We start from the raw sequence: 15,658 nt of genomic DNA, 5'->3' as shown, positions 1-15,658 counted from the left end.
CCCATGCTTGCGAAACAGAGACAGCAACGGATCCTCGAACAGCTCGGCCGCACAGGCGCCCTGTCGGTCGCCGAACTCGTGCACGAACTCGACGTCTCGCGCGAAACGATCCGGCGCGATCTCAATGCGCTGGCCGAGCGCGGCCTGCTCGTCACGACGCATGGCGGCGCGCTGACCGCCGATCGCACCGAGCCCGACGTCGACACGCGCGAAGCATCGAACGCCGCCGCGAAACGCGCGATCGCGCGCCGCACGGCCGAACTCATCCCCGACGGCGCATCGCTCGTCATCGATTCGGGCAGCACCACGCTCGCGGTCGCGCGCGAGCTCCTCGAACGCCGCAATCTCACGATCTACACGAACGACTGGCGCATCGCGCTGCTGCTCGGACGCCGCAACGACAACCGTCTCACCGTGCTCGGCGGCGAACTCTCGGATCACGAGGACGCCACGTTCGGACTCGACACGCTCCATCAGTTGCGCCAGTACCGCACGGACATCGCGATCGTCGGCGCGGGCGGCATCTCCTCGAATGCTCAATTGACCGACTACACGCGCATGGCGGCCGAAGTCCGCGCGTGCATGCTCGTCGCCGCGCAGACCGCGATCGTCGTCGCCGACCATTCGAAGTTCGGCCACGTGACGCCCGTGCGCGTCGCGAACTTCGAATCCGCGCGATACCTCGTCACCGAACTCGCGCCCGACAAGGCGCTGCGCAAAGCGTTGTCGGCCGCCGGACCGGAACTGCTGATCGCCTGATCGCCTGATCGCCGGACCGCTCGATCTCCCGACCGCTCGGTCTTTCGACCATCCGATCTGTCGGTCTTTCGATCTCCTTATCGCCTGATCACTTCGTCGCTTGACGGCGCGCCATCGCGATTGCGCGCGAAGCGCCGGCCGCGCACGCATCACGCGCGTCTCGACGCCAAGTCATCGCACGCAAATCATTCGCGCACACCACGCTCCATTCACCTCTGACGCAACACACCGTCCGTGCGCGGGGCACGCAAACGCACGTGCGCGCCGCGCCGGCGGCCCTTCCCGCCGAATTCACACGCCACATTTTTCGTCGCTTGCCCGTTTCGAGCCCGTGTAGTTTAGTGGCGAAATGTGTCAGTTGTTGGAATTTTTTTGCATCGTCATCGTTGCGTCATACGATGCGATGAAGCTTGGACCTGTCTGATCCCACGTCGCACCGAGACGCCGGCCATCGAGTTCGAGCGCGCTTGCGAACATGGGATCGAATCGAGATTCGTCGGCGATCGCGCGCACCGCAGCCTCGACACGCACGATCTTCGACACGCATTCATCCGGCCGATTCGCCGGCCACCAGCGTCCCGACCCACGGAGAAACCGAGCCATGACCACCCTCACCGAACCGCGCGCATCCCGCCCGCTGGCCCGCACCTTGCGATGCGCCGCCGCGATGCTCATCACGCTCGGCGTCGCGCCCCATGCATTTGCCGCGGGCGAAGTCGTGCTCTATACCGCGGACGGCCTCGAGAATCTCTACAAGGACGTCTTGCCTGCCTTCGAGAAAAAGGAAGGCGTCAAGGTCGCGATCGTGACGGCCGGCAGCGGCGAAGTCGTGAATCGCGCCACGGTCGAGAAGGATTCGCCGAAGGCCGACGTGATCGTCACGTTGCCGCCTTTCATCCAGCAGGCCGCGCAATCGGGCCTGCTCCAACCGTACCAAAGCGCGAACTACAAGAACGTGCCCGAGATCGCGAAATCAACCGACGGCGCATGGTCGACGTTCGTCAACAACTACTTCTCGTTCGCGATCAATCCCGACAAGGTCAAGCCGGACCCGAGAACGTTCGACGATTTGCTGAACCCCGCCTATGCGGGCAAGGTCGCCTATTCGAATCCGGCGACGGCGGGCGACGGCATGGCCGTCATCATCCTGACGAGTTCGCTGATGGGTGAGGACAAGGCCTTCGACTACCTGAAGAAGCTCGAACAAAGCGTTAAATTCCACACGAAGGGCACGGGCTATCTCGACGTGCTGCTCTCGCGCGACGAGTTGTCCGTCGCCAACGGCGATCTGCAGATGGACCTCGACGATGCGGCCAACGGCGGTCTCTCGCTGAAACCCGTGTTTCTGTCGGTCAAGCCGGGCGGCAAGCCGACGACGTTCCAGTTGCCCTATGCGATCGGCTTGATCAAGGGTGCGCCGAACGCCGACGAGGGCCGCAAGCTGATCGACTATCTGATGTCGTCCGAGGTCCAGGCCAAAGTGCCCGATATCTTCGGCATTCCCGCGCGCACCGACGTGCCGCTCACGGGCAAGAACGGCGAAGCCGTCAAGCAGGCGATCACGGGCGTCGAGCTCATTCCCGTGGACTGGAACGCGGTCATGGCGAAGAAGGCGGATTGGGTCACGCGCTGGAAAAGCAATGTGATCGCCGATTCGGGCAAACCGCTCGACGTCGTCAAGCCCAAGCAGTAAGGCCCGCTCGCACGACATGCAGGAGATCGAACCGGTGAATTTTGCCAGCCCTCCCTCGACGTTGAGCGCGGAACCGCGCGCGCTCGACCGCGACCGCGACCGCGCCGCGGCGCGCGACACGACACGCGCAGCGGGCGTGCAGATCGACCGGCTCACCGTGCGCTTCGGCGAGCGCGCGGTGCTCGACGATTTGTCGTTGACGCTCGAACGCGGCGAACTCCTGACGGTGCTCGGACGCAGCGGCTGCGGCAAGACTACGTTGCTGCGGTTCATCGCCGGTTTCGTCGAGGCCGACTACGTGACAGGTCGCCTGACGGTCGCCGGGCGCGACCTCACGGACGCGCCGCCGCATCAGCGCAATCTGGGCCTGCTGTTCCAGAGCTATGCGCTGTTCCCCCACTTGAGCGTGTTCGACAACGTCGCATTCGGACTGCGCGCGCGTCGCGTCAAGCGCGGCGACATTGCGCGCCGCGTCGCCGATGCGCTCAAGCTCGTGCAGCTCGGCGACGCGGGCCATCTGATGCCCGCGCAGCTTTCGGGCGGCATGCAACAACGCGTCGCGCTTGCGCGCGCGCTCGTCATCGAACCCGATGTGCTGTTGCTCGACGAGCCCTTGTCGGCGCTCGACGCGAATCTGCGCGCATCCGTGCGCTCCGAGCTCAAATCGCTTCACGAGCGTCTGCCCGATCTCACGATCGTCTGCGTCACGCACGATCAGGACGACGCGCTCGTGCTGTCGGACCGCACGCTGCTGATGCGCGACGGCCGCATCGCGCAGCTCGGCACGCCGCAAGCGCTGTACGAAAACCCGGCCGACGGCTTCGTCGCGCGCTATCTCGGCGCGGCGAACCTGCTCGCGCCTTCGCTCGTCTTTCCGATCGGCGACGCGCGTCACGCCGAGCGCGAAAAACTCGCCTGCCTGCGTCCCGAACAACTGAAGATCGATGCCTTGGGCTCGAGTCCGCTGCACGGCACGATCAGCGCCGTCGATTGGTACGGCGCGACGTTGTCGGTGGCGGTCGAGCTCGATGCGATGCCCGGCGTCCCGGCGCTCGTGTCGATGCAGCACGGCGCCGGGCGCACACCGATACGCGGCGATCGCGTTTCGCTTCGATATGAGGTCGACGATGTCGTACTCATCCGTCCGTGAACCAAATGCGGCGCTCGCCGAAGCCGCGGTCGCCGACGCATTGAACCCGCATGTGCCGCGTCAGACGCTCATGCGCCGCCGCCGCGAACGCGCCGCATGGTGGCAGATGCTGTTCCTGCTCGTGTTCGCGCTCGGGCCGATCATCATCTACCCGCTGTGCCGCCTGATGATCCTCAGCGTGACGGGCGAGCACGGAGCGAGTTTCGCGCCGTACGCGCGCTTCTTCGGCACCGGCGACGCGGGCGGCATCATCCGGACCACGCTCGGCATTCTCGTGACGAGCGCGGGCATCGCATCGATACTCGGCGTCTCGATCGCCGCGCTGCTGCACTTCAAACCGTTCCCGGGCGCACGCCTGCTGACGCGCTTTCTTGAGCTGTTCGTCGCGTTTCCGTCGTTTCTCGTCGCATTCACGCTGATCTTTCTCTATGGCACCCAGGGATCGGTCAGCATCGCGCTCGCGCAGTGGCTGCATCTCGACGTCCCGCCGCTCGATTTCCTGTTCGGGCGATGGGGCGTCGTGCTCGCCGAGGTCGTCTTCTTCGCGCCGTTCGTCGTGCGTCCGACGCTCGCCTCGTTCGCGTTGCTCGACATGCGCCTGATCGAGGCCGCGCGCAGCCTCGGCGCGAACGGCGCGATGGTCGCCCTGCGCGTCGTACTGCCGCTCGCGTGGCCCGGCATCGCGGCCGGCACGATCCTGTGCTTCCTGCTTACGCTCAACGAATTCGGCATCCTGCTCGTACTCGGCAGCGCGCGGCTCGTGACGTTGCCCGTTGCGATCTTCAGCTCGGCGACGGTCGATCTCGATCTCAACGCGGCCGCGGCCGGCGCGGTCCTCATGCTCGCGATGTCCGTATCGCTCTACATGCTTTATCGCCAGGTCAATCAACGCCATGTCCAACGCACATCCCGCTGACGCCGCGCCGCCACGCGTGACGCCTCGACGGCACCGGGCGCGCCGCGCGCTGTCCGCCCTCGGCGTCGGCCTCGCCGCGCTGGTCTGCTTCTGGCTCTTCGTGCTGCCGGTCGTCGTGGTCGGCTTGTCGAGCGTGGCCTCGCACTGGTCGGGCACGATCCTGCCGACCGGCTTCAGCCTGCGCTGGTTCGAACGGCTCGGCGGCAGCGATCTCGATGCGCTGACGACGAGCATCGTCGTCGGCTTCGCGGTCGCCGGACTCGGCACGCTGCTCGGCGTCTGGCTCGCGCTCGCGCTCGAAGGCCGCGACCGCAAGGGGCTCGGTGCGCTCGTCGATACGATCGCGATGCTGCCCAACGGCGTGCCGAGCGTCGTGCTCGGCCTCGCGGTGCTCATCGCGTATCACAAGCGCCCCGTCGATCTGTCGAGTTCGTCGGCCATCGTCGTGCTCGTGCAGCTCGCGCTCGTGCTGCCGTTCTGCTATCGCTGCGCGGCGGCCGCGTTGCGTCCCGAACTCACGGTGCTGCGCGAAGCCGCCGCGAGTCTCGGGGCGCCGCCGTCGATGGTGCTGCGCGCGGTCGTGCTGCCCCAACTCGTGCCCGCGTTGCGCGCCAGCCTCGCGCTCGGTTTCGCGCTGTCGCTCGGCGAACTCGGCGCGACGCTGACCGTCTATCCGCCGGGCTTCGCGACCGTACCGATCGTCGTCGTCGGCCAGGTTGAACGCGGCTATTACCTGCCGGCTTCGGCGTTGTCGCTGATCATGCTGGTCGCCTCGCTCGCGGCGCTCTCGTTGATCGCGGTCCGGATGCCGCGCCGACGCGCGGCGTGAGTGCGTGATGAGTTTGAAGTAAGCGCGGCGCCGGCCCGCGTCGCGCATCCGCCCGCATGTGCGGGCGATCCCGGAGGGGCCGTATAGACGCACCCGAGCGGGATCGCGGACTCGGATCTGCCATCCCGCATCACACCCGAAAATGTGGCAAACCGTGTATATATGTTGCACAATGCGGCAATCTATTCAATCTCTCGCGAGCGGCGCATCGGCAAGCCGCATCGAATGAACGAACACTGAATCGCCGCACTTGAGGATACGAGCATGACTGCACGCGACCCTGCGTCCGAAATCACCGTCAACGGCCGCGCCTACCGGCTGCCCGTCACGCCGACGGTCATCGTCTGCGTCGACGGCTGCGAGTACGACTATCTCGAAGCGGCCGTCGCGGCCGGCGTCGCGCCGTTCATCGGTTCGATGCTCGCGCGCGGCACGGCGCTCAAATGCGACTGCGTGATCCCGTCGTTCACGAATCCGAACAACCTGTCGATCGTGTGCGGCGCGCCGCCGTCGGTGCACGGCATCTGCGGCAACTACTTCTGGGATCCGGCCGCGAACGACGGCCGCGGCGCCGAAGTCATGATGAACGACCCCGCCTATCTGCGCGCGGGAACGATCCTGGCCGCGGCGGCGCAGGCAGGCGCCCGGGTCGCGGTCGTCACCGCGAAGGACAAACTTCAGCGCTTGCTCGGCGCCGGACTCGACGGGATCTGCTTCTCGGCCGAGAAAGCCGATCGAGCGAGCCTCGCGGACAACGGCATCGACGACGTGCTCGAACTCGTCGGTCAACCCGTGCCCGACGTCTACAGCGCCGCGCTGTCCGAGTTCGTGTTCGCGGCCGGCGTGCGTCTGCTCGAAACGCGTCCGATCGACCTCATGTATCTGTCGACGACAGACTACGTCCAGCACAAATGCGCGCCGGGCAGCGAGGGCGCGAACGCGTTCTACGCGATGATGGACCGCTATCTCGCGCGTTTCGATGCGCTCGGCGCGCGCATCGGCCTGACCGCCGATCACGGCATGAACGCGAAGCACGACCCCGCGTCGGGCCAACCCAACGTGATCTATCTGCAGGATGCGCTCGACGGGTTTCTCGGCGCCGCGCGTTCGCGCGTGATCCTGCCGATCACGGACCCGTATGTCGTGCATCACGGCGCCCTCGGCTCGTTCGCGACGGTCTATCTCGACGACCGCGCCGACGCCGACGTGAAGCGCGTGGCCGCATGGATCGCGACACGACCGGGCGTGCAACTCGTGCTCGATAACGCGGCCGCGGCCGAGCGCTTCGAGCTGCCCGCCGATCGCATCGGCGATCTCGTCGTGATCGCCGACGTCCATGTCGTGCTCGGCACGCGCGAAGCCGATCACGATCTGTCGGGGCTCACGGTGCCGCTGCGCTCGCACGGCGGCTTGTCGGAGCAGACCGTGCCCTTGATCTTCAATCGCGCCGCGACGCTCGCGCCGAACCGCGCGCGGCTGCGCAACTTCGATGTCATCGAGATTGCGCTCAATCATCTGGACGCATGATGTCGACCGCCACTCACGAACACCCCGCATTCCGCGCCGCGTCGATGCTGATCGGTGGCCGGCGCGAACACCGCGCGCGCACCCTCGATGTATGCGATCCCTTCTCGGGCCAGCGCGTCGGCACGGTGCCGATGGCGAGCGTCGACGACGTGCGCCGCGCGATCGAGACGGCCGATGCGTACCGCGCGCACCTCACGCGCTTCGAACGCGCGCAGATCCTCGAACGCGCGGCCGCGCTCGTGCGCGAGCGCATCGAAACCGCCTCGGATCTGATCACGCGCGAATCGGGACTCTCGAAGAAAGACACGCGATACGAGATCGGACGCGTGGCCGACGTGTTCCAGTTCGCCGCGAAGGAAGCGCTGCGTGACGACGGCCAGGCGTTCTCGTGCGATTTGACACCGCACGGCAAGGCGCGCCGGGTGTTCACGCAGCACGAGCCGCTCGACGGCGTCATCGTCGCGATCACGCCGTTCAATCACCCGATGAACCAGGTCGCGCACAAGGTCGCGCCCGCGATCGCGACGAACAATCGCGTCGTACTCAAGCCCTCGGAAAAGGTCCCGCTGTCGGCCTACTATCTTGCCGAACTCCTCTATGAAGCCGGCCTGCCTGAACCGATGCTTCAAGTCGTCACGGGCGACCCCGGCGAGATCGCCGACGAGCTCGTCACGCACGCGCGCGTGCAGCTCGTCACGTTCACGGGCGGCGTGGCGATCGGCAAACGGATCGCCGCGCGCGCCGGGTATCGCCGTGTCGTGCTCGAACTGGGCGGCAACGATCCGCTGATCGTGCTCGAGGACGCCGATCTCGATCGCGCGGCCGCGCTCGCGGTCCAGGGTTCGTATCGGAATTCCGGACAACGCTGCACGGCCGTCAAGCGCATGCTGGTTCAGCGCTCGATCGCGCCGGCCTTTACCGAGCGCGTCGTCGACTTGACGCGACGTTGGACGTACGGCGACCCGTTCGACGAAAACAAGGAAATGGGGACGGTCATCGACGAACGCGCGGCGGCGCTGTTCGAGGCGCGCGTCAACGAAGCGCTCGCGCAAGGCGCGCGCCTGCTCGCGGGCAACGTGCGACACGGCGCGAACTATGCGCCGACCGTCATCGACCGCGTCGATCCGGCCATGACCGTCGTGCGCGAAGAGACGTTCGGGCCCGTCTCGCCGATCATCGCGTTCGATACGATCGACGACGCGATACGTATCAGCAACGGCACGGCATACGGCCTGTCGTCGGGTCTATGCACCGACCGGCTCGATCTGATCCGGCGCTTCGTCGACGAGCTTCAGGTCGGCAGCGTCAACGTATGGGAAGTGCCCGGCTATCGAATCGAATTGTCACCATTCGGTGGTATCAAGGATTCGGGGCTCGGGTACAAGGAAGGCGTGCAGGAAGCGATGAAGAGCTTTACGAACCTGAAGACGTTTTCCTTACCCTGGGGCTGACCGAATCCGGACAGGGCCTGGCGACAGGCCCGGGGCACTTTGGAAAACACAGCATGGCATTGAGTATCGACGACATCCGCCAGCTTTACGGCTCACATGGCGGCATTGCCTATAGCGGCGAACCGGTCACGCAGCTCGAGCACGCGCTGCAATCGGCGATGCTGGCCGAGCAGGCCGGCGCACGCGAGGAACTCGTCGTCGCGGCCTTCCTTCATGACCTCGGCCATTTGCTGAACCTGCAAGGCGAATCGCCGACCGTGCAGGGCATCGACGACCAGCATCAGTACTTCGCGCTGCCGTTCCTGCGGCGCGTGCTGCCCGAGGCCGTGCTCGAACCGATTCGGCTCCACGTCGATGCGAAACGCTGTCTCTGCGCGATCGACGACGGATATTTCGCCAAGCTTTCGGCGGATTCGGTCCGCAGCCTCAAGCTGCAGGGGGGCGTCTTCAGCATCGAAGAGGCCCAGGCGTTTCTCGCGAAACCCTACGCGCACGATGCGCTGCAATTGCGGCGCTGGGACGACCAGGCGAAGGTCGAAGGACTCGATACGCCCGATCTCGAACACTACATCGCGCGTGTGGCGAGCGTGTCGGCGCGCTATATGCAGGACAAACAGCAGGACAAGACGGCGACCGGACTCGTCTGAATGCGACGCCGGCATGCGATGCCTGAATGCGCCGCTGGCACGGTGGCCGCGCGTGCGGCGCGGCGATGTCGAGCGAGGGTCGCCGCCGATGCCGCACCGCGTTCGATCGCGCAATGCGGCCGAGCCCGACGGGACCGGAACCGCGACCGGAACCCATCGGTCCGGTGCGTTCGATGCGTCCGGTGCGTCCGACTATTCGGCGCCGTCGATCTCGGAGAACGTATAGAGCCCCTTGAGCTCGATGCCGATCGCCGCGAGATTTTCCTTCCCGCCCGTTTCGCGATCGATGACGCAGAGCGTCAGATCGACGGGCACGCCATCGCGGCGCAGCTTTTCAACGGCATCGGAAATCGCGCCGCCGCTCGACACGACGTCCTCGATGAGCACGATCTTGCGGCCCTTGAGTTCGGCGCCTTCGGCGTACTGGCACGTGCCGTATTCCTTGGCTTCCTTGCGAATGAACGCGGCGGGCAGTCCCGTGACCTGACTGAGCATCGTGACGATCGGAATGCCGCCCATTTCAAGGCCGCCGAGCACTTCGGTGCCGGCCGGGATCAGCGGCGCCATCGCCTCGGCGATCGCCTTGAGCAGGACCGGATCGGATTCGAAACGGTATTTGTCGAAGTAGACGTTGCTCCGCTTGCCGGACCGAAGCAGGAAGTCGCCGGTCAGCTTCGAGACTTCGCGGATGCGTTTGGGAATGTTCATGGACGCCCTTTCTATTGCGATATGACGGTATTTGCGCGGGCAAGAATTTACCATGGACGGGCGCGCGCCTTCCGTCCGCGCGCCCTGCCATGCCCTGCCGCGCCGTTGCGACAATGGCACGATGCCGATCGCGGCCGCGCGCTCGCGTCCTTCAAACACTTTTCGCCATGATCTTGAATCGCCTCAAACGAACCGCCTGCGCCGCCGGCGCGCTGTGTCTGACGGGTCTCGTCGCGCTGGCGGCCCACGCCGCGAACCCCGACGCGCTCTGGCAGATCGTGAGCCAGAAATGCGTGCCGGCCGCCGAGACGGGCGCCGGCCAGAACGCGTGCGCGTACGTCGATATGCGCGGCGGCTATGCGCTGCTCAAGGACATCAACGGCGTCGCACAGTACCTGCTGATCCCGACGCGGCGCGTGAGCGGCATCGAAAGTCCCGCGCTGCTCGACGCCGATGCGCCGAACTACTGGCCCGATGCGTGGCATGCGCGCAGCTATGTCGAGCAGAAACTCGACGTACCGCTGCGGCGCGACGAAGTCGGACTCGCGATCAACTCGGCGAGCGGCCGGACGCAGAATCAGCTGCACATCCATATCGACTGCATGCGGCCCGACGTCGCCGATGCGCTCGCGGCGCAACGCGGCACGCTCGACGCCGCATGGCGCACGCTGCCCGTCGCGCTCGAAGGACATCGCTACCGCGCGCGCGTGATCGACGAGGCGACGCTCGAACGCGACGACCCGTTCAAGGCCCTCGCGGCCGACATCGCATCGCGCGGCGAGGCCATGGGCGACCAGACGCTGCTCGTGACGGGCACCACGCTCGCCGACGGGCAGCCCGGCTTTATCGTGCTCAACGATCGCGTGGACGGTCTGGACCGCGCGTCGTCCGAAGAACTGCTCGATCACGATTGCACGATCGCACGACGGCATTGAAGCCGTGCCGCGATCGTGACGGTCGCCGCGCGTGCCGCGACGAGCCGCGCGGCACGAACGCGGCCGCACGCGCCCATACCGCGTCGCACCATGCCTGCAGGCCGTCCGGCCGCGCTCGACCCCGCCTCGCGCCCTGCTCGGCATAACCCGCGTTTCGTTCGATAAACGCGCCCCATCGTTCGATAAACGATCGTCTGTCACAAATATCACTTGTGCGAAACGATCGCCGTGGCTACCTTCTGGCATCCGGATGTCCCGCCAGCCCCGCGCTGCCGAAGGCAAACCGGCAAACGCTGCGCGCCTTCCCGATCCCGAGCGATCCACCCGGCCACCGATGCCCCGCGCGCAGACCGCACCGACGCATGACGAAGCCCGCGCAACGCTCGCTCATGCATGGACATGGATTGGAGACAGCATGACCCTCGCGATAAACACCCCCGTTTCGGCGTCGGCCGGCACGTCAGCCTCGCGCGCGCGCAAGGCCGCGCTCGGCAGTTTTGTCGGCGCGGTCGTCGACTGGTACGACTTTTTGCTCTACGGCATCGTCGCCGCGCTGATCTTCAACAGCGAATTCTTCCCGAAGGTCAGCCCGGCGATGGGCACGCTCGCGGCGTTCGCGACATTCGGCGTTGGCTTCCTGTTCCGCCCGCTCGGCGGCATCGTATTCGGCCACTTCGGCGACCAGCTCGGCCGTAAGCGGATGCTCGTGCTGACCGTCATGATGATGGGCCTCTCGACAGCCGCGATCGGCCTGCTGCCGACGTTCGCGACGATCGGCTGGTGGGCGCCGGCGCTGCTCGTGCTGCTGCGCGCGATCCAGGGCTTCGCGGTCGGGGGCGAATGGGGCGGCGCCGCGCTGATGGCCGTCGAAAGCGCGCCGACGAACCGCAAGGCGTTCTTCAGCAGCGGTGTGCAGGTCGGTTATGGCGTGGGTCTGATCCTGTCGACGGGCATCATCTCGCTGCTCAGCGCGACGATGGAGAACGCCGCGTTCAAGTCCTGGGGCTGGCGCCTGCCGTTCCTGTTCAGCGTCGTGCTCGTGCTGATCGGCCTCTGGGTCCGGTCGAGCATGGAGGAATCGCAGGAGTTCGTCGACACCGTCGAGCGCGGCCACAAGAAGGTCCGTCTGCCGGTCCTGCAGGCGCTGCGCAATCATCCGAAGGCCTTCTTGCTGATCATCGCGCTGCGGCTCGCCGAGCTGTTCACGATGTACATCGTCACGGCATTCGCGCTCAGCTATTCGACGACGAATCTCGGCATGCCGCGCGAGTTCTTCCTCAACATCGGCCTGCTCGTCGGCGCCGTGAGCTGCGTGACGATTCCGATCTTCGCCCTGTGCGCCGACCGCTTCGGCCTGCGCCGGATCTATATGATCGGCGCCGTCATCGGTCTTGCCTCGGCGGTGCCGTTCTTCCTCGCGCTCGATGCGCGCTCGACCGTCTGGATCGTGATCTTCGCGGTCATGCTCGCCAACGGCGCGCACGACCTCATCGTCAGCGTTCAGCAGCCGCTGTTCACCGAACTCTTCGGCACGGCCTACCGCTACAGCGGCGCGGGCGTCGGGTATCAATTCGCGAGCGTCGTCGGCGGCGGGTTCACGCCGTTCATCGCGGTCGGGCTCGTGAGCCTGGCCGGCGGTTCGTGGCATCCGGTCGCCGCGTATCTCGCGGGCGGCTGCCTGATCTCGCTGATCGTCGCGGCCTGCATGAAGCGCCCGGAAGGCGCGGAATAAGCCGGTCGAGCCGGCTGCACTGACCCTCCCGGCGTCGATCCGAACGACGCCGCGTCGCGCGCGAATGCGGCGGCATCTCCCACCGTCGCCGCGAGGCAAGCCCTCGCGCGACGTCGGAAAAAATTGCGTCCGAGCCCTGCACGGCGCCATCGTCCGCCCGCATACTCTGCGGATCGTCGAATCGATCATTGGACATGACGCTGCCCTCGACCCGAGACTGGATTTTCTCAATCAAGACGTTCGTCGCCGCGATGCTCGCGCTGTATATCGCGCTCGCGTCGGAGTTGCCGCGGCCCTACTGGGCGATGGCCACGGTCTATATCGTCTCGAATCCCTTCGTCGGCGCGACGACATCGAAGGCGCTCTATCGCGCGCTCGGCACGCTGCTCGGCGCGGCCGTCTCGGTGCTGCTCGTGCCCCCGCTCGTCGAAATGCCGTTCGTGCTGAGCCTGGCGTCCGCGCTCTGGATCGGCGTCATGCTGTATCTCGCCATGACCGACCGGACCGCGCGGTCCTACGTGTTTCTGCTCGCGGGCTATAGCCTCGCGCTCATCGCGTTGCCGACCGTCAACGCTCCCGAAGGCATCTTCGACGTCGCGATCACGCGCTCGGAGGAGATCATTCTCGGCATCACGTGCGGCGCGGTCGTCAATTCGATCGTGTTTCCGTCGAAGCTCGCGCCCGTGCTCGGCGAACGCACGGCCGCCTGGTTCCGCGACGCGGCCGTCTACGCACGCGAAACGCTCGCGGGACGCACGGCCGAGAAAGCCTCGACCGACAGCCGCCAGCGCATGGCGACGATGATCAACTCGCTCGAATTCCTGCTGAGTCAGCTTTCGTACGACGGCACGCGGCCCGACATCGTGCTTCAGGCGCGCGAGCTGCGCGCGCGCATGTCGCTGCTGCTGCCGATCATCTCGGCGCTCTCCGACCCGCTGCGCAGCCTGCTCGCCGAGCCGACGCGCGAAGCCGCGACGATGCGCGACGTCGTCGAGCGCCTGTCGGTCTGGATCGAGGACACGCGGCGCAAGCCGGGTTCGCACGCGGACAGCACGGTACGCCTCGTCGCGCGTGAGCTCCGCGAAGAGATCGCAAGCCTCGAACCGCCGCGCGAAACGCTCGAACACTGGCACGCCGCGCTGCTCTCGACGGTGTTGTGGCGGCTCAAGTTCATGGTCGACATCTGGGAAGACTGCGTCACGCTCCAGCACGCGATCAGCGTCGACGAAACGCGCTCGTGGGCGCCGCAGTTCCGCCATTGGCGCATCGGCGTCGTCAAGCCGTACTTCGACTACGGCATGATGCTGTTCTCGACGCTGTCGACCGTGCTCGCGGTGCTCGTCGGCTCCGTGCTCTGGATCGAAACGGGCTGGGTCGACGGCGCGGGCGGCGTCTCGCTCGGCGCCGTCGCCTGCTGCTTTTTCGCGGCGCTCGACGATCCCGCGCCGCAGGTGTTTCGCTTTTTTATCGCGTCGTCGATCAGCATCGTCGTCGCGGGCGTCTATCTGTTCGTCGTGCTGCCGAACATCCATACGTTCGAGATGGTCGTCGTGGCATTCGCCGTGCCGTTCATCTGCATCGGCACGCTGATACCGAATCCGAAGTTCAGCCAGACCGCGGGCGTCGTGGCGTTCTCGACCGCGACGTTCATCAGTTTGCAGAGCGCGTACGAAGCCAACTTCGAGACGTTTCTGAACGGCAATCTGTCGGCCGAAGTCGGGCTGCTGTTCGCGTATCTCTGGGTCCGCGTCACGCGACCGTTCGGCGCGGAGCTTTCCGCGCGGCGGCTCACGCGGTCGAGCTGGAACGATCTCGTGCTCGCGGCCTCGCCTCACGCGCTGGCGACGCAGCGCGAGATGGCGGCGCGCATGCTCGATCGGCTGCTGCAATTGCTGCCGCGGCTCGCGTCGACCGATGCGCCCGATCGTCTGCACCCGCAGGTCGAGACGTTTCGCGATATGCGCGTCGGACTCAATGTGCTGGATCTTCAGGTCGAACGCGAAATCGCCGATCCGCGCCTGCATGCCGCGATCGACGATGTGCTCGTCGGCGTGCGCGCGCATTTCGAACGCTGCGTCGAGCACAACACGCGGCAGATTCCGCCGCATAGCCTGCTCGAGGCCATCGACGCGGCGCTCGATCGGTCGATCGAGCCCGCGGCGCGCGGCGAGCCCGCGAAGGTCATGCACACGCTGATTTCGCTGCGGCTCGCGACGTTTCCGGATACGCCGCCGCCGACGTCGTTGCGTGTCGCGGCGAGCCCGGCTTAGCTTGGCCTGGTTCGGCCGATCTTAGTTGACGATGCCGACGAGCTCGACTTCGAACGTCAGCTGGCTGTTCGGCGGGATCGGGCCGATGCCGCGGTCGCCATAAGCGGTCGCCGCCGGGCACGTGAGCTTGGCCTTGCCGCCGACCTTGACGGTCTGCAGGCCTTGCGTCCAGCACGGGATCACGTGATCGAGCGGAAACGTCGCCGCGCCGCCGTGCTTGGCCGAGCTATCGAACTCCGTGCCGTTCGCAAGCGTGCCGCGATAGTTGACCTTGACCGTGCTCGATGCGGCGGGCTTCGGGCCGTTGCCGTCGACGAGGTGCTCGACGATCACGCCCGAGGGCAGTTTTTCGATCGTACCGGCCAGTGCGCTCGTGGCGCACGCGGCGGAGACGATCATCGAGACGAGCAGGGCCACGCGAGACTTCATGGAGTTCTCCAATCGGAAAGGAAGAGGGGCGCCTATTGTATCGGCCGTGCGTGTCATTCAAACGCACGATCGGTACGCGGCCGCGCGCCGCCGACGAACGTGCGTCGAGCATCGACGGCTTCGACTTTCCGAAGGATTCGAATCGCGCATCGGACGCCCGGAGACACCGCGCGTCGCGCGGCGAGCCTCGATGCCCCAGACGCGCCTCGCGCACGCGGCGCGCGGCGCCGACCGCGCGTTTCAGGCCGCCTGTTGACGCGCCGGCTCGACCGACGCGTCGTCTTGCGCAACCGTGCCGAGCAGACGCTCGACCTCGGCGATTCGGCCGTCCTTGCGCCACTGAAGGAATTTCATATAGCACGTCTGCTGGGGGGGAAACGAGGCAGGGAGATGGAGCCAGCGTTCACCCGTCTGCTCGACCCAGCGGATCGCGTCGAGAATCGCGCGCGGATTGGCGCACGGGCGTCCGGCGCCCTTGCGCGAACGCGGTTCGTCGAACAAATGTGCGATACGCGCCCATTCGGCATCGTCGAGATGAGTCATGTTGGCCCCCTGGTGAACTCGCTGTCTTTGCAGCCCTGCGTTCAACATTACGGCCGGAAAGTCTCCGAT

At 66.3% G+C, this 15,658-nt stretch carries 15 protein-coding genes; 11 read left to right on the top strand and 4 right to left on the bottom strand.

The window, feature by feature from the left end:
• The first annotated feature begins 3 nt into the window (after window positions 1-3).
• Window positions 4-759, top strand: a complete 756-nt coding sequence (locus tag D7S86_RS01860; RefSeq protein ID WP_121082700.1) for a DeoR/GlpR family DNA-binding transcription regulator — start codon at window positions 4-6, stop codon at window positions 757-759.
• A 354-nt stretch (window positions 760-1,113) separates the two neighbouring features.
• Here D7S86_RS01860 and D7S86_RS29745 read toward each other — a convergent pair whose 3' ends face one another.
• Window positions 1,114-1,434, bottom strand: a complete 321-nt coding sequence (locus D7S86_RS29745) for a hypothetical protein (RefSeq protein ID WP_166444076.1) — start codon at window positions 1,432-1,434, stop codon at window positions 1,114-1,116.
• On the opposite strand from D7S86_RS29745, the gene phnS reads away from it, so the two are divergent.
• The 7 genes from phnS to D7S86_RS01820 all read left to right on the top strand — a co-directional run bounded on the left by phnS (window position 1,361) and on the right by D7S86_RS01820 (window position 8,972).
• The gene (gene phnS / locus D7S86_RS01850; RefSeq protein ID WP_121082694.1) at window positions 1,361-2,452 is read left to right on the top strand and encodes a 2-aminoethylphosphonate ABC transporter substrate-binding protein; all 1,092 of its coding nucleotides are present in this window, start codon (window positions 1,361-1,363) and stop codon (window positions 2,450-2,452) included. The two genes, D7S86_RS29745 and phnS, sit on opposite strands and share 74 nt — an antisense overlap.
• A gap of 34 nt (window positions 2,453-2,486) precedes the next feature.
• The gene (locus D7S86_RS01845) at window positions 2,487-3,602 is read left to right on the top strand and encodes an ATP-binding cassette domain-containing protein (RefSeq protein ID WP_420813184.1); all 1,116 of its coding nucleotides are present in this window, start codon (window positions 2,487-2,489) and stop codon (window positions 3,600-3,602) included.
• Window positions 3,580-4,518 (top strand): 2-aminoethylphosphonate ABC transporter permease subunit, encoded by a 939-nt coding sequence (locus D7S86_RS01840; RefSeq protein WP_121082687.1) that lies wholly within the window; start codon window positions 3,580-3,582, stop codon window positions 4,516-4,518. Before D7S86_RS01845 ends, D7S86_RS01840 begins: the two co-directional genes overlap by 23 nt.
• Window positions 4,496-5,347 (top strand): 2-aminoethylphosphonate ABC transport system, membrane component PhnV, encoded by an 852-nt coding sequence (gene phnV / locus D7S86_RS01835; protein WP_121082685.1) that lies wholly within the window; start codon window positions 4,496-4,498, stop codon window positions 5,345-5,347. The genes D7S86_RS01840 and phnV overlap by 23 nt, the downstream gene beginning before the upstream one ends.
• A gap of 264 nt (window positions 5,348-5,611) precedes the next feature.
• Entirely contained in the window at window positions 5,612-6,874 is a 1,263-nt protein-coding gene (phnA, locus tag D7S86_RS01830) for a phosphonoacetate hydrolase (RefSeq protein ID WP_121082682.1), read from the top strand.
• A complete protein-coding gene (gene phnY, locus D7S86_RS01825) occupies window positions 6,874-8,325 on the top strand; it encodes a phosphonoacetaldehyde dehydrogenase (protein ID WP_420813183.1) in 1,452 nt (483 codons plus the stop codon). The genes phnA and phnY overlap by 1 nt, the downstream gene beginning before the upstream one ends.
• A 53-nt stretch (window positions 8,326-8,378) precedes the next feature.
• Window positions 8,379-8,972 carry a phosphonate degradation HD-domain oxygenase gene (locus D7S86_RS01820; protein ID WP_121082676.1) on the top strand — a complete coding sequence of 198 codons (594 nt, stop codon included), beginning with the start codon at window positions 8,379-8,381 and terminating at the stop codon, window positions 8,970-8,972.
• 192 nt (window positions 8,973-9,164) lie between these two features.
• Here D7S86_RS01820 and pyrE read toward each other — a convergent pair whose 3' ends face one another.
• Complete coding sequence (pyrE, locus tag D7S86_RS01815) at window positions 9,165-9,680, bottom strand: orotate phosphoribosyltransferase (protein WP_121082673.1); 516 nt, start codon at window positions 9,678-9,680, stop codon at window positions 9,165-9,167.
• Between the two features lie 167 nt (window positions 9,681-9,847).
• Here pyrE and D7S86_RS01810 point away from each other — a divergent pair, with 167 nt between their 5' ends.
• From D7S86_RS01810 to D7S86_RS01800, 3 genes are all read left to right on the top strand, one after another.
• Window positions 9,848-10,615: a CDP-diacylglycerol diphosphatase gene (locus D7S86_RS01810; protein ID WP_121082670.1), complete on the top strand. Its 768-nt coding sequence runs from the start codon at window positions 9,848-9,850 to the stop codon at window positions 10,613-10,615.
• Window positions 10,616-11,030: 415 nt separating this feature from the next.
• Complete coding sequence (gene shiA / locus D7S86_RS01805; RefSeq protein ID WP_121082667.1) at window positions 11,031-12,347, top strand: shikimate transporter; 1,317 nt, start codon at window positions 11,031-11,033, stop codon at window positions 12,345-12,347.
• 194 nt (window positions 12,348-12,541) lie between these two features.
• Window positions 12,542-14,617, top strand: coding sequence for an FUSC family protein (locus tag D7S86_RS01800; RefSeq protein WP_121082664.1), 2,076 nt, complete (start codon window positions 12,542-12,544; stop codon window positions 14,615-14,617).
• A gap of 21 nt (window positions 14,618-14,638) precedes the next feature.
• Here D7S86_RS01800 and D7S86_RS01795 read toward each other — a convergent pair whose 3' ends face one another.
• Together D7S86_RS01795 and D7S86_RS01785 are read right to left on the bottom strand one after the other, a co-directional pair.
• Window positions 14,639-15,046 carry an FKBP-type peptidyl-prolyl cis-trans isomerase gene (locus D7S86_RS01795; protein ID WP_121082661.1) on the bottom strand — a complete coding sequence of 136 codons (408 nt, stop codon included), beginning with the start codon at window positions 15,044-15,046 and terminating at the stop codon, window positions 14,639-14,641.
• Between the two features lie 240 nt (window positions 15,047-15,286).
• Window positions 15,287-15,589 (bottom strand): transposase, encoded by a 303-nt coding sequence (locus D7S86_RS01785; RefSeq protein ID WP_240647954.1) that lies wholly within the window; start codon window positions 15,587-15,589, stop codon window positions 15,287-15,289.
• Window positions 15,590-15,658: the final 69 nt, after the last annotated feature.

The sequence above is a fragment of the Pararobbsia silviterrae genome (assembly GCF_003628125.1).
Classification (GTDB): domain Bacteria; phylum Pseudomonadota; class Gammaproteobacteria; order Burkholderiales; family Burkholderiaceae; genus Pararobbsia; species Pararobbsia silviterrae.
The sequence above is the reverse complement of the archived record's forward strand: the minus strand, read 5'-3'. Positions and strand labels throughout refer to the sequence as shown.